This window comes from Microbacterium stercoris (assembly GCF_017592545.1).
In the GTDB taxonomy this organism is placed as follows: domain Bacteria; phylum Actinomycetota; class Actinomycetes; order Actinomycetales; family Microbacteriaceae; genus Microbacterium; species Microbacterium stercoris.
In genome coordinates, this window is the sequence record NZ_JAGFOA010000008.1 from 145241 (window position 1) to 171389 (window position 26149).

General features: G+C 71.4%; 21 protein-coding genes. 15 read left to right on the forward strand and 6 right to left on the reverse strand.

Annotated elements, in window-relative coordinates:
* Positions 1–43 precede the first annotated feature (43 nt).
* The 4 genes from J5V96_RS16625 to purL form a co-directional block, all read right to left on the reverse strand.
* Positions 44–3622: an ATP-binding cassette domain-containing protein gene (locus J5V96_RS16625; RefSeq protein WP_208505538.1), complete on the reverse strand. Its 3579-nt coding sequence runs from the start codon at positions 3620–3622 to the stop codon at positions 44–46.
* A gap of 184 nt (positions 3623–3806) precedes the next feature.
* Positions 3807–4322 carry a hypothetical protein gene (locus J5V96_RS16630; protein ID WP_208505540.1) on the reverse strand — a complete coding sequence of 172 codons (516 nt, stop codon included), beginning with the start codon at positions 4320–4322 and terminating at the stop codon, positions 3807–3809.
* Between the two features lie 68 nt (positions 4323–4390).
* Positions 4391–4567 (reverse strand): hypothetical protein, encoded by a 177-nt coding sequence (locus J5V96_RS16635; protein WP_208505668.1) that lies wholly within the window; start codon positions 4565–4567, stop codon positions 4391–4393.
* Entirely contained in the window at positions 4567–6888 is a 2322-nt protein-coding gene (purL, locus tag J5V96_RS16640) for a phosphoribosylformylglycinamidine synthase subunit PurL (protein WP_208505542.1), read from the reverse strand. Before purL ends, J5V96_RS16635 begins: the two co-directional genes overlap by 1 nt.
* Positions 6889–6989: 101 nt before the next feature.
* Between purL and J5V96_RS16645 the strand changes: the two genes are divergently transcribed.
* Positions 6990–8633 (forward strand): hypothetical protein, encoded by a 1644-nt coding sequence (locus J5V96_RS16645; protein WP_208505544.1) that lies wholly within the window; start codon positions 6990–6992, stop codon positions 8631–8633.
* 549 nt (positions 8634–9182) lie between these two features.
* On the opposite strand, the gene J5V96_RS16650 is transcribed toward J5V96_RS16645, so the two are convergent.
* A complete protein-coding gene (locus J5V96_RS16650; RefSeq protein WP_208505546.1) occupies positions 9183–11375 on the reverse strand; it encodes a beta-L-arabinofuranosidase domain-containing protein in 2193 nt (730 codons plus the stop codon).
* Positions 11376–11495: 120 nt separating this feature from the next.
* Between J5V96_RS16650 and J5V96_RS16655 the strand changes: the two genes are divergently transcribed.
* The 14 genes from J5V96_RS16655 to J5V96_RS17440 all read left to right on the forward strand — a co-directional run bounded on the left by J5V96_RS16655 (position 11496) and on the right by J5V96_RS17440 (position 24857).
* A complete protein-coding gene (locus J5V96_RS16655; RefSeq protein ID WP_236015053.1) occupies positions 11496–12488 on the forward strand; it encodes a LacI family DNA-binding transcriptional regulator in 993 nt (330 codons plus the stop codon).
* Positions 12485–13474, forward strand: coding sequence for a LacI family DNA-binding transcriptional regulator (locus J5V96_RS16660; RefSeq protein ID WP_208505548.1), 990 nt, complete (start codon positions 12485–12487; stop codon positions 13472–13474). The genes J5V96_RS16655 and J5V96_RS16660 overlap by 4 nt, the downstream gene beginning before the upstream one ends.
* Before the next feature lie 144 nt (positions 13475–13618).
* A complete protein-coding gene (locus J5V96_RS16665; RefSeq protein ID WP_307793733.1) occupies positions 13619–15256 on the forward strand; it encodes a type 2 periplasmic-binding domain-containing protein in 1638 nt (545 codons plus the stop codon).
* A complete protein-coding gene (locus J5V96_RS16670) occupies positions 15253–16233 on the forward strand; it encodes an ABC transporter permease (protein ID WP_208505558.1) in 981 nt (326 codons plus the stop codon). The genes J5V96_RS16665 and J5V96_RS16670 overlap by 4 nt, the downstream gene beginning before the upstream one ends.
* A 5-nt stretch (positions 16234–16238) precedes the next feature.
* Positions 16239–17150, forward strand: coding sequence for a carbohydrate ABC transporter permease (locus tag J5V96_RS16675; protein WP_208505664.1), 912 nt, complete (start codon positions 16239–16241; stop codon positions 17148–17150).
* Positions 17147–17848, forward strand: a complete 702-nt coding sequence (locus J5V96_RS16680; RefSeq protein ID WP_208505561.1) for a YesL family protein — start codon at positions 17147–17149, stop codon at positions 17846–17848. Before J5V96_RS16675 ends, J5V96_RS16680 begins: the two co-directional genes overlap by 4 nt.
* A 160-nt stretch (positions 17849–18008) precedes the next feature.
* Positions 18009–18824: an amino acid ABC transporter substrate-binding protein gene (locus J5V96_RS16685; protein WP_208505564.1), complete on the forward strand. Its 816-nt coding sequence runs from the start codon at positions 18009–18011 to the stop codon at positions 18822–18824.
* Positions 18825–18971: 147 nt separating this feature from the next.
* Complete coding sequence (locus J5V96_RS16690) at positions 18972–19631, forward strand: amino acid ABC transporter permease (RefSeq protein ID WP_208505566.1); 660 nt, start codon at positions 18972–18974, stop codon at positions 19629–19631.
* Positions 19618–20391 (forward strand): amino acid ABC transporter ATP-binding protein, encoded by a 774-nt coding sequence (locus J5V96_RS16695; protein WP_208505568.1) that lies wholly within the window; start codon positions 19618–19620, stop codon positions 20389–20391. The genes J5V96_RS16690 and J5V96_RS16695 overlap by 14 nt, the downstream gene beginning before the upstream one ends.
* Positions 20392–20861: 470 nt before the next feature.
* Positions 20862–21779 carry a PhnD/SsuA/transferrin family substrate-binding protein gene (locus tag J5V96_RS16700; protein WP_208505570.1) on the forward strand — a complete coding sequence of 306 codons (918 nt, stop codon included), beginning with the start codon at positions 20862–20864 and terminating at the stop codon, positions 21777–21779.
* Positions 21779–22609: a phosphonate ABC transporter ATP-binding protein gene (gene phnC / locus J5V96_RS16705; protein ID WP_208505573.1), complete on the forward strand. Its 831-nt coding sequence runs from the start codon at positions 21779–21781 to the stop codon at positions 22607–22609. The genes J5V96_RS16700 and phnC overlap by 1 nt, the downstream gene beginning before the upstream one ends.
* Positions 22590–23438, forward strand: a complete 849-nt coding sequence (phnE, locus tag J5V96_RS16710; protein WP_208505576.1) for a phosphonate ABC transporter, permease protein PhnE — start codon at positions 22590–22592, stop codon at positions 23436–23438. The genes phnC and phnE overlap by 20 nt, the downstream gene beginning before the upstream one ends.
* Complete coding sequence (locus tag J5V96_RS16715; RefSeq protein ID WP_208505578.1) at positions 23435–24223, forward strand: tyrosine-protein phosphatase; 789 nt, start codon at positions 23435–23437, stop codon at positions 24221–24223. Before phnE ends, J5V96_RS16715 begins: the two co-directional genes overlap by 4 nt.
* Complete coding sequence (locus J5V96_RS17440; RefSeq protein ID WP_208505580.1) at positions 24204–24857, forward strand: TetR-like C-terminal domain-containing protein; 654 nt, start codon at positions 24204–24206, stop codon at positions 24855–24857. Before J5V96_RS16715 ends, J5V96_RS17440 begins: the two co-directional genes overlap by 20 nt.
* A gap of 9 nt (positions 24858–24866) precedes the next feature.
* Here J5V96_RS17440 and J5V96_RS16725 read toward each other — a convergent pair whose 3' ends face one another.
* Entirely contained in the window at positions 24867–26066 is a 1200-nt protein-coding gene (locus J5V96_RS16725; protein WP_208505583.1) for a hypothetical protein, read from the reverse strand.
* Between the last annotated feature and the right edge of the window lie 83 nt (positions 26067–26149).

Sequence of the window (26149 nt, forward strand, 5' to 3'; positions counted from 1 at the left end):
CGCGTGATCCGGCGGGGCAGCAGGGCGGCGGTGCCGGTGAGCGTCAGCCGGCGAGGTGACCCCACCGCGACGAGAGCTCGTGCCAGGGCCCGACGGCCACGACTTCTCCGTCGGAGAGCACCACGACCCGGTCGGCCCGGGCGAGCGCGGCGCGCTTGGAGGTCGCACCGATCACGGTGGTGCCGCGATCGCGCAGGGCCTGCCAGAGCTCGATCTCGGTGCGAGCGTCGAGTGCGGATGACACGTCGTCGGCGAGCAGCAGTTCGGTGTCGGCAGCGAGCGCCCGGGCCAGGGCGAGGCGCTGCACCTGCCCGCCCGACAGGCGCACGCCGCGGTGCCCGACGAGGGCATGCGCACCGCCGGCCTCGCTGACGTCCTCGGCGAGACGCGCGCCGTCGATCGGGCCATCGATGTCGCGGTGGTGGTCGAGGCGCACGTTGTCGGCGAAGGTGCCGCTCAGCACTCGCGGCACCTGGGCGACGTGAGCCACCTGGCCCGGGCGCAGGAACGCCTGCGCGTCGCCGATCTCGGTGCCGTTCCACCGGATCGATCCGGTGTGCTCCATCAGCCCCGCGAGCGAGGCGAGCAGGCTCGACTTGCCGGATCCGACCTGCCCGAGCAGCAGCACGAGTTCGCCCCGCCGCACCTCGAGGTCGACGCCCGAGACGCCGAGCGTGCCGTCGTCGTGCACGGCGGTGAGACCGGTCAGCTGCAGGGTCTCGAGTGGCTCGCGGCCGGTGGCGGGCGGCTCGGGAGCCGTGCCGGCCACCAGATCGACCCCGGGCACCGGGTCGACGAGGTCGACGCCCCCGGCGAAGCGCGAGGTCGCCTGCTGCCAGGCGCGGGTGCCGGGCGCCTCGGTGACGACCGCGCCCGCGACGACGCCGAACCATCCGAAGCCGGTGACGGCGTTGGCGACGAGCAGGGTGGTCGCGAGGTTCCACTCGCCCAGAAGGAATGCCGCCCATGCCGCGACCGCGCCCAGGTGCAGGGCGACGATCGGCACGCCGTCAAGCACCGCCTGTACGCGGTGCTCGAAGATGGCGGCGCGGACGCGCCCGCTGTCGACGTGCTGCAGGTGGCGGTGCACCTCGGGCGTGCGCGCGGCGAGCTTGACGGTGCGCGCGGCCTCGAGCGCCGACACCAGGGAGCGGCCGAAGCGCGCGCGTGCCGCCGACGACCGCGTCGCCGAGCGGCCCGCGATGGGCCGCCCCACGGCGGCGGCCAGCGCCGACACCACCATCACCGCGAGCAGCACGCCGCCCGCCAGCCACGACCGCGAGACGATCGCGGTGACGGCGGCGATGATCAGGCCGTTGACGAAGTCGACCCAGCGATCGGCGTACATGACGTACCGGTCGGCGTCCATCGCGCGTGCGACGATCTCGCCCGGCGGGGTCGACGGCAGGCGGTGCTGACGGGTCTGCCCGTACATGACCCGCATGCGCACGCGCAGCAGGTTCTCGATCCACCAGCTGGGGTAGAGGTGAATGGCCTTGCCCAGCGCGATGGGGCTGAGCAGCACGAGCACCACCAGACCGCCGAGCAGGGCCCACGGCAGATCTCCCGCCTGCAGGGCCTCCACGATGCGGCCCCACAGGAAGCCCGTCAGCGCTCCCTGTGCGGAGGCGAGGGCGGACACCAGGAACAGCGCGGCCCCGACAACGCCCCATCGAGGGCGGACGAACAGCACGTGCAGGATGCCGCGCGCCAGCGATGGTCCGTCGCCGGGCTCGGGCACCTCGGGTGGTGTGCCGATGCGGCGGGGCGTGCCGACGGCCGCCACGGCGTCGTTGACGGCTGCTCCGGCGTCGCCCTCCGCTGCAGGAGGCGTGGAAGGCACCTCCGCCTCCGCCGACTCCTCGGCCGTCTCGGCGATCACGCCGTCCGCGGCGGCGGCCTCTCGCAGGCGTCGGAACGGGCCGTCGGCCTGCGCGAGCACCGAACGCGGGCCCGCCTGCACAACACGCCCGTGGTCGAGCACGGCCACGAGATCGGCGCGCTCGATGGTGGTGAGGCGATGCGCGACCAGCACACCCGTGCGGCCGCTCAGCAGCCGCTCGGCGGCCGCGACGACGCGAGCCTCGGTGAGCGGATCCATCCGGGCCGTGGCCTCGTCGAGCACCACCACCTGCACGTCGCGCACAAGCAGCCGCGCGAAGGCGACGAGCTGCTCCTCGCCGGCGGACAACGCCACCCCTCCCGGGCCGAGCGCGGTGTCGAGCCCCTCGGGCAGGCCCGCGACCCAGTCGGTGAGCCCGAGCTCGACGACGGCGCCCTCGACCTGGGCGCGGGGCACGTCGGCGAACAGCGCGATGTTCTCGGCGAGCGTTCCCGCGAGGATCTCGGTGCGCTGTGTGACGACGCCCACGGCGGCGCGCAGCTTCTGCAGGTCGAGGTCGCAGACATCGATGCCGCCCAGGAAGACGGTGCCGGGAGCGGGCTCCTGCGCCCGAGAGAACAGCGCGGCGAGCGTCGACTTGCCCGATCCCGTGCGTCCGACGAGGGCGATGGTGTGTCCCGCCGGCACATCGAGCGTGACGCCGTCGAGTGCGAACTGGCCTTCTTCGTACGCGAAGGTCAGATCGCGCACTTCGAGCCCCACCGAGCCGGCCGGCACGTCGAGGCCGCCCGTGGGCTCGGGATCGACCTCGAGCATCTGCCGGATGCGCACGAGCGCGCCCAGGCCCTCCTGGATGTCGGGCAGGTGGTGCACGAGGTTGGACACGGATCCCACGAGCAGCGCGGTCGCGAGGAACAGGGTGACGAGCTGCGGCACCGGCAGGCTGCCGTCGAACGCCAGCATCGCGCCGACGACCGCGATGCCGCCGAGCAGCGCGTGCAGCAGCACCTCGGAGCGATTGATGAGGCGCATCTCGAGGCGGGTGAGCCCGCTCAGGCGCTTGTGCACAACCGCGGAGATCTGCGCGAGGCGGCGGACCGCGAAGGCCTGCCCGAGGCTCGTGCGCAGGTCGTTGCGGGCCGCGACGGCCTCCTCGAACGCGGCTGCGTGATCGGTCCAGGCGATCTCCTCGGCGATCTTCTGCCGGGCGATCTCGGCCAGCAGCGGCCGGGCGACGAGGGCCACCACCACGCCCAGCACGGGGAACAGAATCCAGGCGGGCCACCACGTGGCGCCCGCCACGATCCACAGCGGCAGGACGCCCGCGACCGTGCGGCCGGCGCCCCACAACTGGCGGCGCACGAGGGATCCGACCGCGCGGGTGTCGTCGTCGACGCGGTCCATGACCTCGCCGACCGCCTGTTCGGAGAGCACCGCGAGCGGCTGGCTCATCGCGGCGGTGAGCAGGTCGGCGCGCAGCCGCCCCTCTGCGCGGTCGACGACCCCCGCCCACAGCACCTGGCCGATGCTGTCGACGACGGCGCCGCCCACGACGCACGCCGCGAACAGCAGCAGCAGGGTGGAGGTGGGGTCGCCCGAGAGGCGACCCGCGATCACCGTTCCGACGGCCTGCGCGGTGGTGCCCGCGAGCAGCAGGAGCAGCGCGACGACCGACGCGGCCCCGGCGAGGCGCCGCCAGTCGAGGCGGCGCCACGCGGGGCGCGCCGATGCGCCCGCGCGGTCGTCGGGGACGGGAGGAGTGGGGTGAAGCGTGGACATCACCTCTCACGCTAGAGCGAGCCACCGACAAATGTGCGTCGCACCGGTCGCGGCGCGATCACGATCCGAGGAGATATCCCCTCGCGAGGACGCTTGCGGAGGATCCGGCCCGTGATCCGGGATTTCTCCTCGCCTCCGGATCAGCCCGGTCGCCGCGCACGCGGCCGGTCTCCTCGCCCCCGGATCAGCCCCGATCGCCGCGCAGGCGGCGCGCGTTCTCCTCCGCGGCGTCGAACGCATCCTCGAGCCCGTGCACCGCGTCGCGATACGCGCCGAGCTCGGCGACGCCGAGGTCGGCATCCGGGGCCGGGCGCAGCGCATCGGCCTTCTGCCGCGCGCGCAGGAAGACGGCCGTGAACGGATCGCCGCCGTCGCTCATGGCCGGGAACGCGATGCGCTTCGCCTCATCGAGCTCGTAGTCGAGCCACCGGCGCGACACGTCGTCGTGCGACTCGAGCAGGCGAGCCAGGCGATCGCGCCGCACCTGCTGATCCGACGCCTCCAGGGCCGCGGGCGTCGCGCCGGTGAGCGCCTCGACCTCGGCCTTGGCGCGCATCAGCTCGATCCGCTGCTCGTGACGCAGCCTCGCGCGCCGGTCGGACCAGGCAGCGATGCCCTTCACGCCGCCGACGATCGAGCCGCCGAAGATGAAGGCAAGCCACCAGTAGGAGCCGATGAAGTCGAAGAGCGGGTCGAGCACGCCTCGACTCTAGGGCGGGAACGACGAAGCCGCACGATCGGAGGGATCGTGCGGCTTCGCGGAAGAGGTCAGCCGAACAGCAGCGTCAGCACGGTCGCGCCGCCGCCGGTGATCAGCAGGGCGCCGATCACCACCCAGGCCGTCGCGCGCACGCGGCGGTTGCGCTTCTCGAGCCCGTAGTCGGCGGCCTCGCCGTCGGCCTCCAACTCGGAGTGGTTGATGCGCACGCCCCCGTCGCCGGACATCAGGCCTCGACAGGCTCCGAGACGGTGGCGCCGAAGGCGGCCGGCAGCGTGCCGGTCGACAGGGCGCGCAGCTCGGCGACGGGCACCTGGAACAGGTCCTGCACCTCGAGGGTGGGCTCGACGTCGGTGACGCCGATGCGCAGCACGGGGTAACCGCGGCCCTCGCACAGGCCGCGGAACTTCACGTCCTCCTCGCGCGGCACCGTCACGATGACGCGTCCGGTCGACTCCGAGAACAGGGCCGTGGCGGCGTCCACGCCGTCGCGCTCCATGATCTCGGTGAGCCACACGCGGGCGCCGACGCCGAAGCGCAGCACCGCGTCGGTGAGCGCCTGGGCGAGGCCGCCCTCCGACAGGTCGTGCGCGCTCGAGACGAGCATCTCGTCCTTCGCCGCGCCGATGATGCCGGCCAGCGTGCGCTCGCCCGCGAGGTCGACCTTCGGCGGGCGACCGCCGAGGTGGTCGTGGATGGTGCCGGCCCAGGCCGAGCCGTCGAGCTCGAGGGCGGTCGTGCCCAGCAGATAGATGTTCTCGCCGGCGTCCTGCCATCCCGAGGGGATGCGGCGCGCGACGTCGTCGATGATGCCGAGCACACCCACGACCGGAGTCGGGTGGATCGGCACGTCGCCGGTCTGGTTGTAGAACGACACGTTGCCGCCGGTGACCGGCACACCCAGCTCGAGGCAGGCGTCCGACAGGCCGTCGACGGCCTGCGAGAACTGCCACATGACCTCGGGGTTCTCGGGCGATCCGAAGTTGAGGCAGTCGGTGACGGCGGTGGGCTGGGCACCCGTGACAGCGACGTTGCGGTACGCCTCGGCGAGCGCGAGCTGCGCACCCGCGTACGGGTCGAGCTGGCAGTAGCGGCCGTTCGCGTCGGTGGCGATCGAGACGCCGAGACCCGACTCCTCGTCGACGCGGATCATGCCGGCGTCGTCGGGGAAGGCGAGGGCCGTGTTGCCCAGCACGTAGTAGTCGTACTGATTGGTGATCCAGCTGGCATCGGCGAGGTTCGGCGACGCGACCAGCTTCTTCACCTGATCCAGGATCTCCGCACCCTCGGTCGGACGCGCGAGAGACGCGGCCGAGTCGGCCTGCAGCGCGTCGATCCAGGAGGGGTAGGCGACCGGGCGCTCGTAGACCGGGCCGTCGACCGCGACCGTGGAGGGGTCGACATCGACGATGACCTCGCCGTTCCAGGTGATGACGAGGCGGCCGTCGCCGGTCACCTCGCCGAGCACCGAGGTCTCGACATCCCACTTCTTGACGACCTCGAGGAACGCGTCGAGCTTCTCGGGCGCGACGATCGCCATCATGCGCTCCTGCGACTCACTCATGAGGATCTCCTCGGCGGTCAGCGAGGGGTCGCGCAGCAGCACGTTCGTCAGCTCGACGTTCATGCCCGATCCGCCGTTCGCGGCGAGCTCGCTCGTGGCGCACGAGATGCCGGCGGCACCGAGGTCCTGGATGGCCTCGACGAGGTCGCCCTTGTAGAGCTCGAGGCAGCACTCGATGAGCACCTTCTCGGCGAACGGGTCGCCCACCTGCACGGCGGGCCGCTTGGTGGGGCCGCCGTCGGCGAACGTGTCGGAGGCCAGGATCGAGGCGCCGCCGATGCCGTCGCCGCCGGTGCGGGCGCCGAACAGCACGACCTTGTTGCCCGCGCCGGTGGCGTTGGCGAGGCGGATGTCCTCGTGGCGCATCACTCCGACCGCGAGGGCGTTGACGAGGGGGTTGGCCTGGTAGACGCCGTCGAAGACGGTCTCGCCGCCGATGTTCGGAAGGCCCAGGCAGTTGCCGTACGAGGAGATGCCCGACACAACACCGTGGACCACGCGCGCGGTGTCGGGGTGGTCGATGGCGCCGAAGCGCAGCTGGTCCATCACGGCGACCGGACGGGCGCCCATCGAGATGATGTCGCGCACGATGCCGCCGACACCGGTCGCGGCGCCCTGGAACGGCTCGATGTAGGAGGGGTGGTTGTGCGACTCGACCTTGAAGGTCACCGCCCACCCCTCGCCCACGTCGACGACGCCGGCGTTCTGGCCCATGCCGACCATCAGGCGCTTCTTCATCTCCTCGGAGACCTTGTCTCCGAAACGACGCAGGTAGATCTTGCTCGACTTGTAGGAGCAGTGCTCCGACCACATGACCGAGTACATCGCCAGCTCGCCCGAGGTGGGGCGGCGGCCGAGGATCTCGCGGATCTTCGCGTACTCGTCGGGCTTCAGACCGAGCGCGTCGAACGGCTGCTCGCGCTCAGGCGTGGCGGCGGCGTTCTCGACGGTGTCGGCGACGTGTGCGGTGGGGACGTTGGTCACGCGGGGAGCTCCTCGGCGGGCGGCGGGCCGGACCTCCCCAGTCTACGGGCGCGAAGCGGGTACGATCCGCCGCCCGGGACGGGCCCGCCTACGCTGGTCACATGGTGCGCCGCGACCTCGATCTCATCCGCAATGTCGACGAGTCGCTGCGCGGCGACGCGTACGACCTGCTCACCTACGCGAGCCGGGTGCTCGAGATGCTGACGCGGCCGCTCGATCCGAACGGCAACCCGGTGCAGGGCATGCCCGAGGTGTCGGAGATGGTCGACCGCACCCTCGGCGACGCCGTGCGCCAGAGCGACGCGCTGCTGCTCGCGATGGCCCCGCTGCTCGAGACCCAGGGCGCGTCGGACACCGCACTCGCGGCGCGCATCCGCGAAGAGGCCCGCGGACGCTGGAAGACGCTGCCCGCGTGGCTCGACGAGCTCGAGCCCTCGACGCCGCTCGAGATCACCGGCGTCACCGCCATCGAGCACGTGCTCGGCGCCGCCTCGACCATCGTGATCGGCGCGACGCTGCCCGACGGCACTCCCGCCACCGCCACCGTCTTCATCGATCGCGACGGCGGCCACACCATCGAGGACGCCTTCGTGGCCCCCGAGGAATTCCGCGCCGCGCTCGCCGCGGGCACCAAGGGCGCCGACTTCGACCGATTCCAGATCGTCGACATCGACCCCGCCGACGCGCGTGAGCGCGTGTTCGCGGCGCTGGCCGCCGACCTCGCTCTCGAGCCGCCCCTGGTCACCGAGACCTGGCCCGGCCACCGCTCGCTGCTCGCCTGGATCCTGCGGTCTCTTCCCGAGGGCGGATCCCTCGCCGCGCGTCCCGCGGAGGACGCCGCGCTCGACGAGCAGCTCGTCGCCGCCGCGGAGGCCGCCGCCCCCGGCACCGCCGAGGTCGCGCGCCTGCTCGTCTCGCTCAACCGGGAGCGCAGCGGATCCGGCGATCCTCGCCTTTGGAGCGACACGTTCGTCACCGATCTGCTGCTCGACCACCTGCCCTTCGAGGACGTCGATGCCGAGGAGGTGCTTGCCGCGCTTCCCGCGCTCGTCGAGGCGGGGCACGCGCTCGCAGAGATCGCGCCCCGCGTCACCGCGGACACGCTCGAGGCCATCGAGGAGCTCGGCGGGGAGTTCCTCGACCTGTCGGCGATGGAGGCCGACGGCGATCTGCCCGACGACGATCCCGCCGCGCACGAACTGGCCGTGCTGTCGCTGCGCGTCGGCGGCCGCCGCCACCTCGATGCGCTGCAGGCGGCGCCGATCACGCGCGTGGTGCCCGACCTCCGCCACCTCGACGAGCGCGCCGCGGCGGGGCTCGCCCGGGTGCAGGCGCTGGTCGAGACCGCCGGCGCCGTGTTCGAGGACGACCCGGAGATCCGGATCGCCGCGGCGGGGGTCGCAGACCTGCTCGCCGAGACCGACCCGAGGCTGTTCGCGAAGGGCAAGCCCGAGCTCGCCGCCGCCGCGATCGCCTGGATCGCCGGCGTCGCCAACGACGCGTTCGCGCCGGTCGGCCCGGTGGATCCGTCCCGTCTGATGGCGGCGCTCGGCCTGCGCGGTCAGACGCCCGCGGCCCGCGCGGCGCAGTACCTCGCGGCCCTCGGCCAAGACGCCCCCGAGACCTGGGCGGCCGTGCCGTCGCTCGGCGACCCCTCGCTGCTCACCGCCCGCACCCGTCGCGCGCTCATCGCGCGCCGTGACGAGGCCCGCGCCGCCCTCGGCGCGGAGCCCGCGGAGGCGTAGGCGCAGGGCGCTCGGGCCTCTCGCGGGGTGGTGCCGACTCCGTTCGTTGAGCGAGCGCAGCGAGTCGAAACGGGGCGACCCGGCGCGGCGTGGGGCGCGGGGGTGGTGCCGACTCCGTTCGTTGAGCGAGCGCAGCGAGTCGAAACGGGGTGACCTGGCGCGGGCGGTGGGGCCGGTTCCGTTCGTTGAGCGAGCACGGCGAGTCGAAACGGGGTGACCTGGCTCGGGGGTTTGGGCGTTTCGACTCGCTCGTTCCTCGCTCGCTCAACGAGCGGGGGTGCGGGGCGCGGGGTGGTGCCGGTCTCGTTCGTTGAGCGAGCGCAGCGAGTCGAAACGGGGTGGCCCGGCGCGGGTGGTGGTGCCGACTCCGTTCGTTGAGCGAGCGCAGCGAGTCGAAACGGGGCGACCTGGCTCGGCGTGGGGCGCGGGGGTGGTGCCGACTCCGTTCGTTGAGCGAGCGCAGCGAGTCGAAACGGGGTGACCTGGCGCGGGGGTTTGGGCGTTTCGACTCGCTCGTTCCTCGCTCGCTCAACGAGCGGGCGGCGGGGGTCAGCGGAGGAGGCGCAGCTCGCGGATGACCGGTGCGCCCTGCATCGGGGCGAGACGCACCGTGGGGGAGGCGACGGGGGAGAGGTCGATCGTGGCGTGCTCCTCACCCGCGGCGATCAGCACCGCACGGGGCTCGCCGCCGCCCCAGGTGACCGCGATGACGACGGTCTCCGACGACGGGCGCACGCGGATGCGCAGCCCTCGCCCGGCGCCGTCTGGATCCCTCAGGGTCGCCGTGAGCGGGGCGCGCAGCTCGCGTCCGTGGTCGTCGCCGTCGTTCCACACCGGGCAGCCGTCGGCCGACAGCGCGTGGTCCGACTCCGGCTGCTGCTCGCCGAGGGCGATGCGGTCGATCGTGGCGCCGTCCAGGGCCAGCCGGGAGTCCTGCGCGCGCAGGGCCTCGCGGCGCCCGGGCTCCTCGATCGGCCAGTACAGCGTGTAGCGGCTGTCGTGCAGCCCGGCGAACGGCTCGAGGTCGATGACGCCGGCCGGATCCGTCGACGGCACCCGCCACGAGGCGGGGCCCGTGCGCACGACCTCCTCGGCACCGGCGGTCACCAGCGGCAGGTCGCCGAACGGGCGGAGCGGGCCCGCGGCCACGTGGCCCATCCGGCTGTCGTCGGCGCGCAGGCCCGCGAGGTCGCCCGAGTCATCCCGGGCGGCGAGGACGAACGGGCCGGCGAGGTAGGCCTGCCAGGCGGATCCGTCGGGCATCCGCTCGGCGCGCACCGTCAGCGGCACGCGGAACGAGACCACATCGCCGTCCCGCCACTCGCGTTCGATCGTCACGGCACCGGGCGTCGTCACCGCATCGGCCGGGGCGCCGCCCACGCGCAGGTCGTCGAGGCGCCCGGCCCATCCGGGAACCCGCACGCGCAGCGGGAAGCGCGTCGGCGCATCCGCGTGCACGGTGATCCGGATCTCGTCGGAGGCCGGCAGGTCGGCCTCCACGCGCAGCCGCGCGCCGAAGCCCGCCGCGTCGAGGGTGGCGGGCACAAACAGGTTCACGCAGAGGGCGTCGCCCTCGGTGCCGAACACCCACTCGCCCATACGCGCCTGCATCTCCATGCCCGTGCCGACGCAGCACCAGAAGCACTCGCCCGCGGTGGAGTACACGCGGTAGTGCCGCGGCCGCATCGACGTGAAGTAGACGTAGCCGCCGCCCGGGTGCTGGGCCGAGAGCACGTGGTTGAACAGCGCGCGCTCGGCGTAGTCGAGCATCTCGGGGCGCATCCGGGTCTCCGCGAGCAGTCGCGTGAGCTTGAGCATGTTGTAGGTGTTGCAGGTCTCGGGGCCCTCGCGGTCCTCGATCATCGGAGTGAAGTCGGCGGGGTCGTGGAAGTGCTCGCGCACGCTGTTGCCGCCGATCGCGACGGTGCGGTGCTCGACGACGGTGCGCCAGAACGCATCGGCGGCGTCGAGCTGCTCGCCGCCCACGGCGGCGTAGCCCACGGCCTTGGGGATCTGCGTGTTCGCGTGGCGGCCGGTGAGCGCGTCGCGCCCCTCGAGCAGCGGATCCAGGATCGCGCGGTGCGAGAAGCGCCGCGCCATCGCCGCGTAGGCGTCGTCTCCGGTGAGGCTCGCCAGCAGCGCGAACGCCTCGTTCATGCCACCGAACTCGGTGTCGAGCATGGCCTCGAAGGCCTCGTCGTTGATGTCGGCCGCGATGCCGAGCCACCAGTCGGCCAGTCGCGTCGCCACGCCCAGTGCGCGGGGATCACCCGCCACGACGTGCGCGTCGATCAGCCCCTGGAACGTCTTGTGCAGGTTGTACCAGGGCACCCAGTGCGTGTGCGATCCGAACTCGCGGGCGGCCGCGATGCCGCCATCGCGGAGGTCTTCGAACAGCGCCGCGCCTCCGGGCACGCCGCCGATCCACCCCGTGCCGAGCGCGCTCTGTGCCCGCTCGAGCTCGCCCACCGCGTAGCCGAGGCGCTCGAGCGTGCGCGGGTCGCCGGTCGCGGCGTGCAGGTGCGCCAGGGCCGAGAGCCAGTGTCCGAGCGTGTGGCCGTCGAGGCCGGAGTCCTCCCAGTTGCCGTACGACGGGGCCTTCGGTTCGAGCCCGGCCTCCCGCAGGAACGGCGCGAGCAGGCGGTCGGCGTCGTGGCTCAGCACGGTGTCGAGATCGGCCTGCAGGGCGACGGCGAACGGACCGCCCGTCAGGCGCACCGCGTCGGCGGGGAAGGACTTCATCGTGGCTCCCGGAAAGGCATGAACGGCGCCGAGGCCGGAGAGCTTCAGCGTTGTCAAAGTCAAGATACATCGCGGTGAGGCCGCCGGGGGCGCAAACCTCCCCGGCAGTACTCTGATCGGATGGCGGTGACGATGGCGGATGTGGCGCGCGAAGCCGGCGTGTCGCTCAAGACCGTCTCCCGCGTCGTCAACCGCGAACCGCACACGAGGCCCGAGGTGGTCGAGCGCGTGACACGCGCGATCGCGGAGCTCGGCTGGGTCGCCCACGGCGGCGCACGGGCCATGCGCACCGGCCGCACCGGCCGCATCGCGATCGCGGTGTCCTCGCTCGCCAACCCGACCACGACCATGCTGGTCGAGGCGCTCGTGGCCGAGGCGGGCCGTCGTGGTCTCACCGTCGGCCTCGAGCCCACGCACGACGACCCCGAGCGCGCCGAGCGCGTGCTGGCGGCGTGCGGGCGTCTCTACGACGGCGTGCTCGTGCTGGGCGGCGCGGCCGCCGGGGTGTCTCTCGCGGGCGTCGGCGGCACGGTCGTCACCGTGCAGGGCGCGCGGCGCGGGCCGGATCACCTCGGATCCGACCTCGACGCGGCCGCTGGCGTGCTCGTGCGCCACGTCGCCACCATGCGCCGTCGCCGGGTTGTGCTGCTCGGCGTCGAGCGCGCGAGCGACGCCGAGGCGGACGCCACCGCCGTCACGCTCGTCGACGCCGTGGCCCGTGCGCTCGCGGAGCCGCCCGTCGCCGTGCTCACGGTGGCGGAGGGCACGCGCGAGGCCGGCGCGGCGGCGGCCGAGACGCTGCTCGGCGACCATCCCGACGCCGACGCGGTGCTGTGCGAGACCGACGAGATCGCCCTCGGGCTCTTGTCTGCCCTCGCGCGGCGCGGGGTGCCGCTGCCGGGTCGCATCGCGATCACGGGCTTCGGTGCGACCGAGGACGGGCGGTACACCACCCCGAGCCTGACCACCGTGGATCCGGGCTATCCGCTGCTCGCTCGCGAGGCCTTCGACGTGCTCGATGCCCGCCTGGCAGGGCGCCCGGCCGAAGCGCGCCGCCCGACTCCCATCGAGCTGATCCGGCGCGAGTCCACCCTGGGAACGGTGCTCGGATGACGCGCCCCACGCTCGACGACGTCGCCCGCGAGGCGGGCTGCTCGGCGAAGACCGTGTCCAACGTCGTGCTCGGCCGACCGGGCGCATCGGCCGCGACGCGCGCCCGCGTCGAGCAGGCGATCGCGCGCCTCGGCTACGTCGCCGACCCCTCCGGCCGTCAGCTCGCCTCCGGGCGCACGGGCCGCATCGCGGTGGTCGTGCCGGATCTGCACCAGCCGTACTTCGCCGAGACCGCCGAACGGCTCATCCTCGAGATCGAGCGGGCGGGGATGAGCTCGACGCTCGTCATCGCGGGCGACCAGGAGAGCGAGCTGCGGGCGGTGGCATCGGCGCAGGATGTCGACGGGGTCATCGTCTGCCCCCACTGGCTGCGCGACGACCTGTTCGACCGATCCCCGCCGAGCCGCCCGACCGTGCAGCTCGGATCGGGCCCGACGCGGGTGTTCGACAGGGTGGTGATGGGCGAGTACGAGGGCTTCCGCCGGCTCACGTCGCACCTGCTCGGGCAGGGGCGCCGCCGGATCGCCCTGATCTGGACGGGTGCCGAGGGGGTCGCCCCCGAGGGTGCGCGCTACGAGGGCTACCGCGACGCCCTCGAGGAGGCGGGCGTCGCGCTCGATCCGGGTCTGATCGCCTTCGGCTCCGACTGGGATCGCCGCGCCTCCGGGTTCGAGGCGATGATCGCGCTGCTGGCCTCGGGACGGCGCTTCGATGCGGTGCTGTGTGTCAATGACGCGATGGCCATCGGCGCGATGCGCGCACTGCGCATGCGGGGCGTGCGTGTTCCCGGCGATGTCGCCGTCACGGGCTTCGACGACACCGTCGAGGGCGCGCATCTTGTGCCCTCGCTGACCTCGGTCAGCCCGCGCACGGGCGAGATGGCGGCCACCGCGGTGCGGCTGCTGCGCGAGCGCGTCGAGGGCGAGAGCGGCCCGCCGCGCGAGGTGCTGGTCGGCGTCGACCTCATCGTGCGCGACTCCGGCTGACCCGAGCCGGTTCCCGGGCAGGTGCCCATGCGTGCTCGCATGCCAATTTCTGTCTTGTCGTTGCCAACGCTGAATCAACCTCCCTATGCTGACCCGCGGGACGACCGGGGCTGGTCGGCTCTGCACCAGATCGAGGAGGATTCAGTGCTCTCATTCACGTTCCGTGAACCGACGGCCCGGCGCCGCGGCATCGCGGTGGCGGCCACGGTCGCCCTCTCATCGCTCGCCCTCACGGCCTGCACCGGCGGCGGATCCGGCGAGGGCGGTGGCGGGGAGGCGGGAGCGCTGCAGGTGCTCGTCATCAAGCACCCGCTGACGCAGGACATGGCCAAGATGCAGTGGGCCAAGGATCTCGAGGAGGAGATCGGCGTGCCCATCGAGTGGCAGGAGGTGTCGGCCGACTGGGACCAGAAGAAGTCGACGATCCTCGCCTCCGGCGACATCCCCGACCTCATCGTCGGCACCAACGCGATCACCGACTCCGACCTCGCCACCTACGGGTCGCTGTTCGAGGACCTCGCCCCCCACCTCGACGACGACGCCCTCCCCAACGTGGCGGGCATGTTCGAGGCCCAGCCTCTGCTGAAGCAGATGGCGACGCAGGCCGACGGCCAGATCTACAGCGTGCCCGGCTACAAGCGGTTCTGGCCCGAGACGGTGACGCACCAGTACATCAACCAGCAGTGGCTCGACAATCTCGGCCTCGCGGTGCCCACCACCTGGGACGAGCTGTTCGACGTGCTCGTCGCCTTCAAGGAGGAGGACGCGAACGGCGACGGAGACCCGAACGACGAGATCCCGTGGGACTGGAGCCCCGTCGGCACGGGCGGCTTCGGCTACTTCCAGCCCACGGTCATGCTCGGCAGCCTCGGCCTGCCGATCGCCAGCGGCGGAGGCGCGGGCTACTTCCTGGAGGACGGCACGGTCGGCAACTTCCTCGTCGACGACCGCTACCGCGAGCTCATGGAGTTCCTGCACAAGGCCTACGCCGCGGGGCTGATCTCCGAGGAGGTCATGACCCACGACTACTCCGCCTACCAGTCCACCGCCCGCGGTGAGGGCGACACCGCCAAGGTCGGCTTCAGCTGGGGATGGACCGCATCCGACCGCTTCGGCGCACAGCTCGCGCCGCAGTACACCGCCACCGCGCCGCTGCAGGCGGAGGCCGGCCAGAGCGAGCCCGTCGCCTGGAGCTACGACGGCTACGGCGAGAACTTCCCCGCCAACCAGATCGCGATGTCGGCTCGCTCCGACAACAAGGAGGCCGCGCTCGCCGCGATCGACGCGTTCTACGACCAGGACATGTCGATCCAGGTGCTGTTCGGCGACATCGGCCCGAACATCGAGAAGGTCGATGACTCGACCTACACGGTGCTGCCGCCGGCCGACGGCACCAGCGACCCGTCGACGTGGAAGTGGACCTCGTCGCTCGCGGACAACGGACCCATGTGGATCCGGGACGACATCGAGGTCGAGCTGCCGACCGACCTGCAGGAGGCGCGCGATCAGGCCGTCCCGCTCGCGGACGCGATCGCGAACATCGACCTGGAGGAGGACGTCTATCCGTTCCAGTTCATCAAGATGAGCGCCGAGGACCTCAACACGATCTCGCTGAACAACACGACGATCCTCAACCTCACGCAGACGAAGTTCGCCGAGTGGCTGACCCAGGGCGGCATCGAGGAGCAGTGGGACGACTACGTCGCCCAGGTCGAGGGCGCGGGTCTCACGCAGAACGTCGAGATCCACCAGAAGTACTACGACGAGTTCGCCGCCGGATGACGACGACGCGCCTCGTGACGACCCTGCCGCCGGAAGGCGGCAGGGTCCGTCCCCCGTCCTGGATCCCGCGGCGCGGCGGCCGCCGGCTCAAGTCCGCTCACGGGTGGCAGCTGTGGGTGATGCTCGCGCCGGCCGTGGCCTTCACGGTGCTGTTCGCCTACGTGCCGATGTACGGCATCCAGCTCGCCTTCCGCGAGTTCGACTTCGCCAAGGGCATCACCGGCGGCGACTGGGTGGGCCTGAAGTACTTCATCCAGTTCTTCGAGTCGCCGATGTTCTGGACGCTGATGCGCAACACGGTCGTCATCAGCCTCACGACCCTGGTGGTCGGCTTCATCGCCCCGATCCTGCTCGCCCTGATCGTCAACCAGGTCGCCCACGCGCGGGCCAAGCGGCTGGTGCAGACGGTCACGTACATGCCGCACTTCATCTCGATCGTTGTGATCGTCGGCATGCTGCAGGTCTTCCTGTCGCCGTCCACGGGCATCCTGACGCGCCTGTTCGAGCTGTTCGGCGCGACCGACGTCAACGTGCTGGGTGACCCCGGGGCGTTTGTGCCGCTCTACGTGATCTCCGACGTCTGGCAGCACTGCGGATGGAACAGCATCATCTACCTCGCCGCCCTCTCGAGCGTCGACCCGCAGCTGTACGAGGCCGCGAAGATCGACGGCGCGCACCGGTTCCAGGTGATCCGCCACGTCGACATCCCGGCGCTCGTGCCGACGATGGTCGTGCTGCTGATCCTCAACATGGGCGGGGTGCTGGCGACGGGCTTCGAGAAGATCTACCTGATGCAGAACCCGCTGAATCTGCCGGTCTCCGAGGTCATCGCGACCTACGTCTACAAGATCGGAATCCTCAGCAGTCAGTTCAGCTACTCGACCGCGATCGGCCTGTTCAACACCGTCATCAACTTCCTGTTCCTGGTCGGCGCGAATCAGATCGCCAAACGCGTCTCGAACACAAGCCTGTGGTGAGCCTCATGTCCCGTCTGTCCCGCCTTCGCCGCCAGCGTCCGATGGACGTCTTCTTCACCGCGATCGTCGTCACCCTGTGCACGCTCGTGGTGGTCGTCACGGTGTACCCGCTGTTCTTCGTCGTGATCGCATCCATCTCGGATCCGGCCCGCGTCGCCACGGGAGACGTCGTCTTCTTCCCGCGCGACATCAGCTGGTTCGGCTACGAGCAGATCTTCGCCGACGAGCGCATCTGGGTCGGCTACCGCAACACGCTGCTCTACAGCTTCGTCGGCACCGCGCTGAACCTCGTGGTCACGATGCCCGCGGCGTACGCGCTCTCGCGCGCGGAGTTCGTCTGGCGTCGCCCGATCATGCTGTTCTTCGCGTTCACGATGTTCTTCTCGGGCGGTCTCATCCCGACCTACCTGCTCTACAAGGACATCGGGCTGCTCGACAACTGGCTGGTGTTCATCCTCCCGTCGGCGCTGAACGTCTATAACCTGATCATCGCGAGGGCGTTCTTCGAGACGTCGCTGCCGAACGAGCTGTTCGAGGCCGCGATGATCGACGGCGCTTCGTACTTCCAGTTCTTCCTGCGGATCGCGCTGCCGCTGTCGAAGGCGATCATCGCGGTCATCGCGCTGTACTACCTCGTGCAGCACTGGAACGACTTCTTCACCGGCCTGATCTTCGTGCGCGACGCCGACAAGCAGCCACTGCAGATCGTGCTGCGCGACATCCTGCTGTCGAACCAGGCGTTCGCCGGCGGAGCGGGCGGGTCGGGCGGATCCGGGGGCGGCGAGTACGGGCAGAAGTTCGCGGATCAGATCAAGTACGGCGTGATCGTCGTCTCGACGCTGCCGCTGATCATCCTGTATCCGTTCCTTCAGCGCTACTTCGACAAGGGCGTCATGATCGGATCGGTCAAGGGATGACCGCGCCGACCGTCAGCCGGCAGGAGGATCGATCCGGATCCGGATCCGGATCCGGTTCCGGTTCCGGAGTGGGGCGTCTGCTCGCGATGCACCTGCGGGTCGCCGAGGTGCTGCTGCGGCTGGTGCAGCTGCACGTGCTGTGGCTGGGGTGGGCGCTGCGCGGCGGCGTGGTGCTCGGGGTGTTCCCGGCCACGGCGGCCGTGGCCGCGATCGCGCGAGCCGACGCGCGGGGACGCTCGGGGGAGGGGTGGCGCGAGCTGCGGCGGGAGTTCGCCGGGCACTGGCGGGCGCAGTTCCGTCACGCGAACGCGCTCGGGTGGATCCTCGCGGCGGCGGGCGCGGTGGTGCTGGTCGAGGAGCGCGTGATGCGCGCGGCCGGTGACGGCGGGCTGGGGGTGTTCGTGGCGGGGGTGCTCTGGATGCTCGGCGCGGCGGTGATCGCGATCGGGGTGCTCGTGTGGCCGCTCGCCGCGCACTTCGAGGCCCGCCCGCTCGCCGTGATCCGGGGCGCGGTCGTGCTGATGCTCGGGCGTCCGCTCGCGGCGCTCGCGCCCCTCGGCACGGCCGCCGCGCTCGCCGCGGCCTACTACCTCGTGCCCGGGCTGATCCCCGCGTTCGGCCTCGCCGCACCCGTCTGGCTGGTCACCACGATGCTCCTGCGCACGGGCGCCCTGCCGGCGCCGTCCGATCCGGACTGAGGCGCCGTCATCCGGGCGCAACTCCCAGCAGGTGACGGAATCCCGGATGGCGCGGAAGAAACATGGCGTCATGCGGGTTCGACGTAGAGGGCGTCCGGTGGTGAGCTTTCTTGTCACGGGTTCACACGCCCGCACCACAGCACCCTCACGAAGGATCCTCATGCGCCTCACCCGAATCGCCGTCGCCACCTCCGCGGTCGCCCTCCTCGCCCTCGCCGGCTGCTCGTCGCAGCCCGCCGCGAACGACTCGGAGAAGCCCGCGGGCGAGAGCACCGCCGCCGCGGCCGCGCTCGAGGACGGCAAGCTCGTCGTCGCCACCGAGGGCACCTACGCCCCCTTCAGCTACCACGAGGACGGCGCCGGCGAGCTGACCGGATACGACGTCGAGGTCGCCAAGGCCGTCGCCGAGAAGCTCGGTGTCGAGATCGAGTTCCAGGAGACCCAGTGGGACGCGATCTTCGCGGGTCTCGACGCGGGCCGCTTCGAGACCATCGCCAACCAGGTGACGATCAACGACGAGCGCTCGGCGAAGTACGCGTTCTCCGCCCCCTACACCGTCTCGCCCGGCGTGCTCGTTGTGCCCGAGGACAACAAGGACATCGCCTCGTTCGACGACCTCGAGGGCAAGAAGACCGCGCAGTCGCTGTCGAGCAACTGGGGCGCGCTGGCCGAGGAGTCGGGCGCCACGGTCGAGCCCGTCGAGGGCTGGGCGCAGGCCGTCGCCCTCCTCGAGGACGGCCGCATCGACGCCACCATCAACGACAAGCTGACGTTCCTCGAGTACGCGAAGCAGAACCCCGACTCGGGCCTGAAGATCGCCGCCGAGACCCCCGACGCCGGCGAGCAGGCCTTTGTGTTCACCAAGGACAACGCCGACCTCGCGGAGGCGATCGACGCCGCGCTCGCCGAGCTGGCCGAGGACGGCACGCTCGCCGAGCTGGGCGACAAGTTCTTCGGCGCCGACGTCTCGAAGTAATCGCCACCGGGCCCCGCGGTCGGTTCGCCGCCGCGGGGCCTCCGCCTGTGCGTCGACTAGTCCTCCGCGGGATTACTAGTCCAGGCTGGACTAGTAATCCCGCGCGGGACCAGTCAACGCCCGCACGGCAACCACGGAGGGAGCCAGATGGACTGGCAGCTCGTCCTCGACTCACTCGGGCCGCTGCTGTGGGGGGCGCTGGTGGGCACCATCCCGCTGACGCTGATCTCGTTCGCGGTCGGGCTGATCATCGCGCTCGGCATCGCGCTGCTGCGGATGTCGGCCAACCCCGTGCTGTCGTGGATCGGGCGCGCGTACGTCTCGGTGATCCGCGGCACGCCGCTGCTGGTGCAGCTGTTCCTCATCTTCTACGGCCTGCCGTCGATGGGCGTGGTGCTCGACCCCTGGCCGAGCGCGGTCATCGCCTTCTCGCTGAACGTCGGCGGATACGCGGCCGAGATCATCCGCGCCGCGATCCTCTCCGTCCCCAAGGGGCAGTGGGAGGCCGGCTACACGATCGGCATGTCCAACGCCACCACGCTGCGCCGGATCATCCTGCCGCAGGCCGCGCGCGTGAGCGTGCCGCCGCTGTCGAACACCTTCATCTCGCTCGTCAAGGACACCTCGCTCGCCTCCGTGATCCTCGTCACCGAGATGTTCAAGCAGGCGCAGAAGATCGCCGCCGTCACGCTCGAGTTCATGACGCTGTACCTCGAGGCCGCGCTGATCTACTGGGCCATCTGCACCGTGCTCGCCGCCGTGCAGGACCGCCTCGAGAAGAGACTGGATCGCTATGTCGCGCATTGACGGACCCGTGCTCCTGCAGACGAAGGGGCTGTGCAAGTCGTTCGGCGACCACGAGGTGCTCAAGGGCATCGACCTCGAGGTGCGCCGCGGCGAGGTGGTGGCGCTCATCGGGCCCTCCGGCTCGGGCAAGACCACCGTGCTGCGCTCGCTCAACGGGCTCGAGACGCCGGATCAGGGCACGCTCGCGTTCGACGGCGGACCTTCCGTCGACTTCGGGCAGGGTCTGCCGAAGCAGCAGCGCTTCGCGATCCGCGATCGGTCGGCCATGGTGTTCCAGCACCACAACCTCTTCCCGCACCGCACGGTGCTGCAGAACGTCATCGAGGGCCCCGTCACGGTGCAGGGCGTGTCGAAGCCCGAGGCCGTCGCGCACGCCGAGCAGCTGCTCGACCGCGTGGGCCTCGCCGACAAGCGCGATGCCTACCCGCACGAGCTCTCGGGCGGTCAGCAGCAGCGCGTCGGCATCGTGCGCGCCCTCGCTCTGGCCCCCGACCTGCTGCTCTTCGACGAGCCGACCTCGGCCCTCGATCCCGAGCTGGTCGGCGAGGTGCTCGTTGTGATGAAGGAGCTCGCCGACGAGGGCTGGACCATGGTCGTCGTCACCCACGAGCTGCAGTTCGCCCGCGAGGTCGCCGACGAGGTGCTCTTCCTCGACGGGGGAGTGGTGGCCGAGCGCGGCGCTCCCGCACAGCTCTTCACGGCGCCCCAGAACGAGCGCACGCGCCGCTTCCTCGATCGCATCCTGCGTCCGTTCGACTGATCCGGCCGACGATCCCGCGCCCGCGCGCCCCCGCCGGCGCCCCCGCGTGCCGCGTGCGACACGCCCGGGATGCGCGTTTCAAGGAGTTTGGCGAAACCGCGTAACCGATCCGGCCGATCCGCGTCTCTTCCGGTGAAGACGTCGCCAGACGTGTGAAGCCGGGGGGCTCCCACGTCAGGCTGTGCGGCTCGGAGGCCCGTTCCCGACCGCGCGGGGTCCGGATGCCTCGGGGGAGGACGTCCGGACCCTGACTCTTCCAACCCGGGCCGGCCCCTGCGTCGTCCTCGTGTCGGTTGTCGCATTCCCCGACACGCCCGGGAGGCGCGCCGCCGCGGCCGCATCCGGGGTTGACAACCCGGGGGTGATTCACGCGATGTTCACGCGGCATTCCGTAACGAGTACGGCGTTCTCGTAATTGCCGGACACCCTCGCGCAGTGAACTCTCGGACGACCCCTCCGAAAGGAACACCATGCGCCGCCGTGCACTCCTCCCCGCCGCAGGCCTGCTGGGCCTGTCCGCCGTCCTCGCCCTTGCCGGCTGCTCCGGCTCCTCCGTCGACGGCGCCGCCGCCGCGGATCAGGACGCGCCGATCACCTTCGCCACCACGCCGCTGGGCGACGACCCCGCCGCCAACCCCGTGGTCGCCTTCGCCGACCTCATCGAGGCCGAGACCGGTCGCGAGGTCGAGGTCGTCGACGTGCCCGACTACACCGCGGTGCTCGAGGCGCTGCGCAACCACCACGTCGATATCGGGTTCATGAGCGGGTTCCCGTCGGCCCTCGCCGTGAACACCGGCGAGATCGATCCGCTGGTCGCCTGGGCCGGCAAGGACGAGCCGGTCTCGACCTGCATCGTGAAGCAGGACTCCCCGCTGCAGACGCTCGAGGACATCACCCCTGAGACGGTGGTCGCCTTCGCCGACCCCGCGTCGAGCTCGGGATACTTCATGCCCGTCAAGATGCTCCACGACGCAGGTCTCGAGAAGGACGCCGACTACACCGCCCTGTTCGCGGGCGACCACGTGATGGGCTTCCAGGCGCTGAAGCAGGATCAGGCGGATGTCTCGTGCACGTCGACGATGTTCCCGACGATGACCGGCACCGACATGTTCCCCTTCGCGGAGGGCGAGACGCGATCGATCGGGCTCAGCGACTCGATGCCGATCTCGGTCACCGTGCTCGCCGATCAGCAGATCGCCGAGGACAAGGCCGAGCTGCTCAAGGACGTGCTGCCGAAGGTGTTCGTCGAGGAGAACGCCGAGAAGCTCGGCGCGATGTTCGAGGCGATGCAGGGCGGCGAGGCCATCGTCGACCCGAGCCCCGAGCTGTTCACGCCCTTCGTCGAGATCGCCGCGGTCGCCGACGTGGACATCTCGGACCTCGGCTGATGCCCTCCGTCAACCCGCTGACGGAGCCCGCGCCCACCACGGCCGAGCTGCGTCAGAACCTGCCCCTGGTCACCGTGCGCGACCTCCGTGTCGCGTACGGCGACGGTCCCCTCGTGCTGGACGGTGTGGATCTCGATCTGCATCCGGGCGAGGTCGTCGCGCTGCTCGGATCCAGCGGATCCGGCAAGTCCACCCTCATGCGCGCGCTCACGGGCTTCGCCCCGGTGACGAGCGGATCCGTGCGCGTGGCCGGCCACGACGTCGCCAACCTGCAGCGCGGCGAGCTGAGGGACCTGCGCGCGGATGTCGGCCAGGTCTTCCAGCAGTTCAACCTGATCGGGCGGATGAGCGTGCTCACCAACGTGCTCACGGGGGCGCTGCACGACGCCGGGCCCCTCAACCTCGTGGGCGGCTTCTCCTCGGCGCACCGTCGCCGCGCGCTCGACCTGCTCGACCGGGTCGGCATCGCGCACAAGGCGAAGGATCCGGCCCGCTCGCTGTCGGGCGGCCAGCAGCAGCGCGTCGCGATCGCCCGGGCGCTGATGCAGCAGCCGAAGCTGATCCTCGCCGACGAGCCGGTCGCCTCCCTCGACCCGAGGCTCTCGCACACCGTGCTCGAGCTGCTGCAGGGCATCGCCCGCGAGGACGGCATCCCCGTGCTCGTCAGCCTGCACGTGCTGCCGCTGGCGCTCGCCCACTCGGATCGCATCGTGGGCCTGCGCCACGGCGAGGTCGTGGTGTCGGGCCGCACGGCCGCCCTCGATGCCACGGCGCTCGCCCCGATCTACGCCCACGACGAGGAGCCCCGCGATGTCGACGACCGCGCCTGACCGTCCCCGCGCCGCCGCATCGCTGTCGCCGACGCTCGATCCGCGAGATCGGGCCCGCCTCGAGCGCTCGATCGTGATGCCCCGCGCTCGCACGCTCATCACGATCCCCCTGGTGGTCGTCGCCCTGTTCTGGTCGTTCGCGGGAGCCGAGTTCGACTTCCTCAAGCTCGGCGAGGGCACGGTCAACATGGGCGACTTCCTGGCCCGCCTGTTCCCGCCCACGTGGGACAAGTTCGGCACGATCGCCGCCCTTCTCATCGAGACGCTGCAGATGGCGATCGTCGGAACCGTGCTCGGCACGGTGCTGTCGCTCGTGATGGCGTTCGGAGCGGCGTCGAACATCGCACCGCGCTGGCTCTACTACCCCTGCCGGTGGCTGATGAACGTCATCCGCTCGCTTCCCGAGCTCGTCTTCGCGCTGATGTTCGTCTCGGCGGTGGGGCTCGGTCCGTTCGCGGGCATCCTGGCCATGACCGTCGGATCCGTCGGATCCATCGGAAAGGTCTTCGCCGAGGCGATGGAGTCGGTCGATGAGAGCCCGATCGTCGCGATGCGCGCGGTCGGCGCCTCCCGGCGCCAGGTGGTGCAGTACGGCGTGCTCCCGCAGGCCGCGCCCCTGCTCGTCTCGTACACGCTGCTGCTGTTCGAGGGCAACGTGCGCGGCGCGACGATCCTCGGCATGGTCGGCGCCGGCGGCATCGGACTCGAGCTCACCACCGCCATGCGCATGTACGACTACGGCCACCTCAGCGCCATCGTCATCTGCATCATCGTGCTGGTCACGGTCATCGACCAGGTCAGCGCTCTCATCAGAAGGAAGATCACATGACCCTCATCGACACGCTGCCCGTCGCATCCGGCACGCTCGAGCGCAGCGCTCCCGTCAACCTGCGCGACCTGGCGGGCACGCCCGTCGCGGGCGGGGAGATCCGCCCCGGCTTCGCCCTCCGCGCCGACGACCTGTCGTACGTGAGCGACGAGGTCGCCGCCGCCCTCGTCGCCGACGGACTGGCGCACGTCATCGACCTGCGCTCGAACATCGAGATCCGGATCACCGGGCGCGGTCCGCTCGCCGACCACGCCGTCTCGTATCACCACGTCTCGCTGCTGACCGACCTGCAGGGATCGATGTCGCGGGACGACCTCGTCGGCGGCGACTACCGCGACGTGTATGTGCCGATGTACGTGTCGATGTTCGAGCGCTCCGCGCCGCTCATCGTCAACGCGCTGGCCGTGATGGCGACGGCGCGCGGCGCGGTCGCGTTCCACTGCGCCGCGGGCAAGGATCGCACGGGCGTGCTGGCCGCATCGCTCCTGCTCGCGCTCGGCGCCGACGACGACGCCATCGTCGAGGACTACGGTCGCACCGGCCCCAACGTCGCCGCGATCATGAGCCGCACGCGTGCCGTGGTGGGCCCCATGATGAAGGCGATGGGCATCGAGATCGACCCGGCCGTGCTCGCCGCGAGCGAGCAGGCCTTCCACGCCGACGCGATGCGCGACACCCTGTCGGCGCTTCGCGCGCGCCATAACGGCGACGCCCTCGCCCCCGTGCGCGAGGCGGGGCTGAACGGCGCGCTCATCGAGATGCTGCGTGAGCGCGCCCTCGCCTGAGACGCCGCGCGCGGATGCCGGGGCGCCCGAGACGTCATCACGTCGCGGGCGCCCCGGCCGCCCGCGCGAGGAGGGCCTCGACGCGCGGCTCGTGGAGGCCGCCCTCGCTCTGATCGACTCGGGGGAGCCCGTCACGGCGGCGAAGCTCGTGCAGCTGAGCGGGGTCAGCCGCGCGGCCGTCTATCGCCGGTGGCCGTCGCTCACCGACCTCGTCGCGACCGCGCTCGATCGCGGGCGCGACGCGCACGTCATCCCGATCGACGGCGACCTGCGCGCCGCGCTCCATGACGCCTTCCTCGGCGGCTACGAGCAGCGGATGGCGGGGTATCCGGAGGCGCGGATGCGCCGGCGTCTCGCGCTCGGCCTGGCCGATCCGGTTCTCCAGCGGGCGTACTGGGACGCCCACGTCGCGCGTCGGCGCGTGTCGACGATCGCCGTGCTGCGCGCGGGGGTAGAGCAGGGCCTCCTGCGGGCCGACACCGACTTAGAGGCATGCGCCGACCTGCTCAGCGGCGTCTTCTACTACCAGCTGGTCGTGCGCGGGGTCTCGCTGACCGACGCCGAGGCGCTCGCGCGCTGCCGAGCGGCGTTCGAGGTCATCTGGCGCGGCATGTCCGCCGAAGCGGGAGAGTGAGACCCGGGATCAGGGCACGACGGCGGTCGTCGCGACCAGGCCGAGCACGCCGATCGCCACGGGCGCGAGCACGAGAAGCAGCCCCACGCCCACCAGCACGATCGCCCAGAGCGGGAAGCCGTTCTTCAGGCGTCGGCCGGGCGGGGCGACGCCCTTCGGGCCGAGCCAGCTGTCGGGGGCCGGGGGCGCGAACGTCGCCGTCGTCTGGAAGGGGAGCGGAGCGGATCCGGCCACCGCCCAGGTGGGCGCCCCACCGGAACCGCTCGCGGAGGCGGCGGCGAGGCGCTCGTCGCGCCAGCGCTCCCACTGCGCGAGCTTGTCCATCAGGGCGGAGACCGCCGAGAACAGCCAGGCCCAGTTCCACGGCTCGAGCGTGGAGACGGGCCGGCGGGTGTAGAGGAACATCCAGTCGTCGACGATCTCGACGTCGAGCTGGCCGACGCGGTCGATGAAGCGCGCCATCACGTCGGGCGTGAACAGGAACAGCGCATCGCGCTCGTAGCCCTGCGGGCAGTACAGGGCGAAGTGCTGGTCGAAGTCGCCCTCGAGCGAGAGGCGCTGTTGCTTGTCGAACGAGGCGGGGAGGCTCGATCCGAACAGGCCGTTGTTGCCGAGCGCGTCCAGCACGATGTGCGGCAGGGGAGTGCCGAGATGGATCGCGACGTACCCCCAGTTGTGGGTGGTCCGGTCCTCGCCGGATCCGGTCGTGTACTGGTGGTTGCCGAACTCGACGAAGCGCGGCTGCTCGCCGCGCACGATGTCGGTGGCCCTGCGCGAGCTGCCGCGCGTGAAGACCATGCCGGGCAATCGCGGCGCGTCGATGTAGGGCACGTACTGCATCGCGTTCGCGCGTGCGAAGGCGTCGAGCCGGTAGCGCCGCTCGCGGGGGCCGCCGCCGGCGAACTGCCGCGCCACGAGCCACACCATCAGGGCGAGCACACCCGCCGCCATCACCCCGAACACCACGATCACGATGCCGAGCCCCGCCTGCGTGAAGGCGACCGCGATGGTCGTGAAGATCGTGCCGAAGATCAGCAGGAACGGCACGGCGATGATGCAGATCACGACCAGCGTGACGATGCCGCCGCCGACGCCCGGGTAGCGCTGGCGCAGCTGCGCGTCGAACTGCTTCACGGCGTTCGGATCGACCGGATCCGTCAGCGGACGCGCCTCGAACGGGAACACGGGCGCCGGGGGCGGGATGCTCATGGGGCTCTCCGGATCATGCTCACGCGGTCACGCTATCGGCAGGCGCCGACAAGACCGCGGGGCGGCTCGCGCCGAGTCGTGCG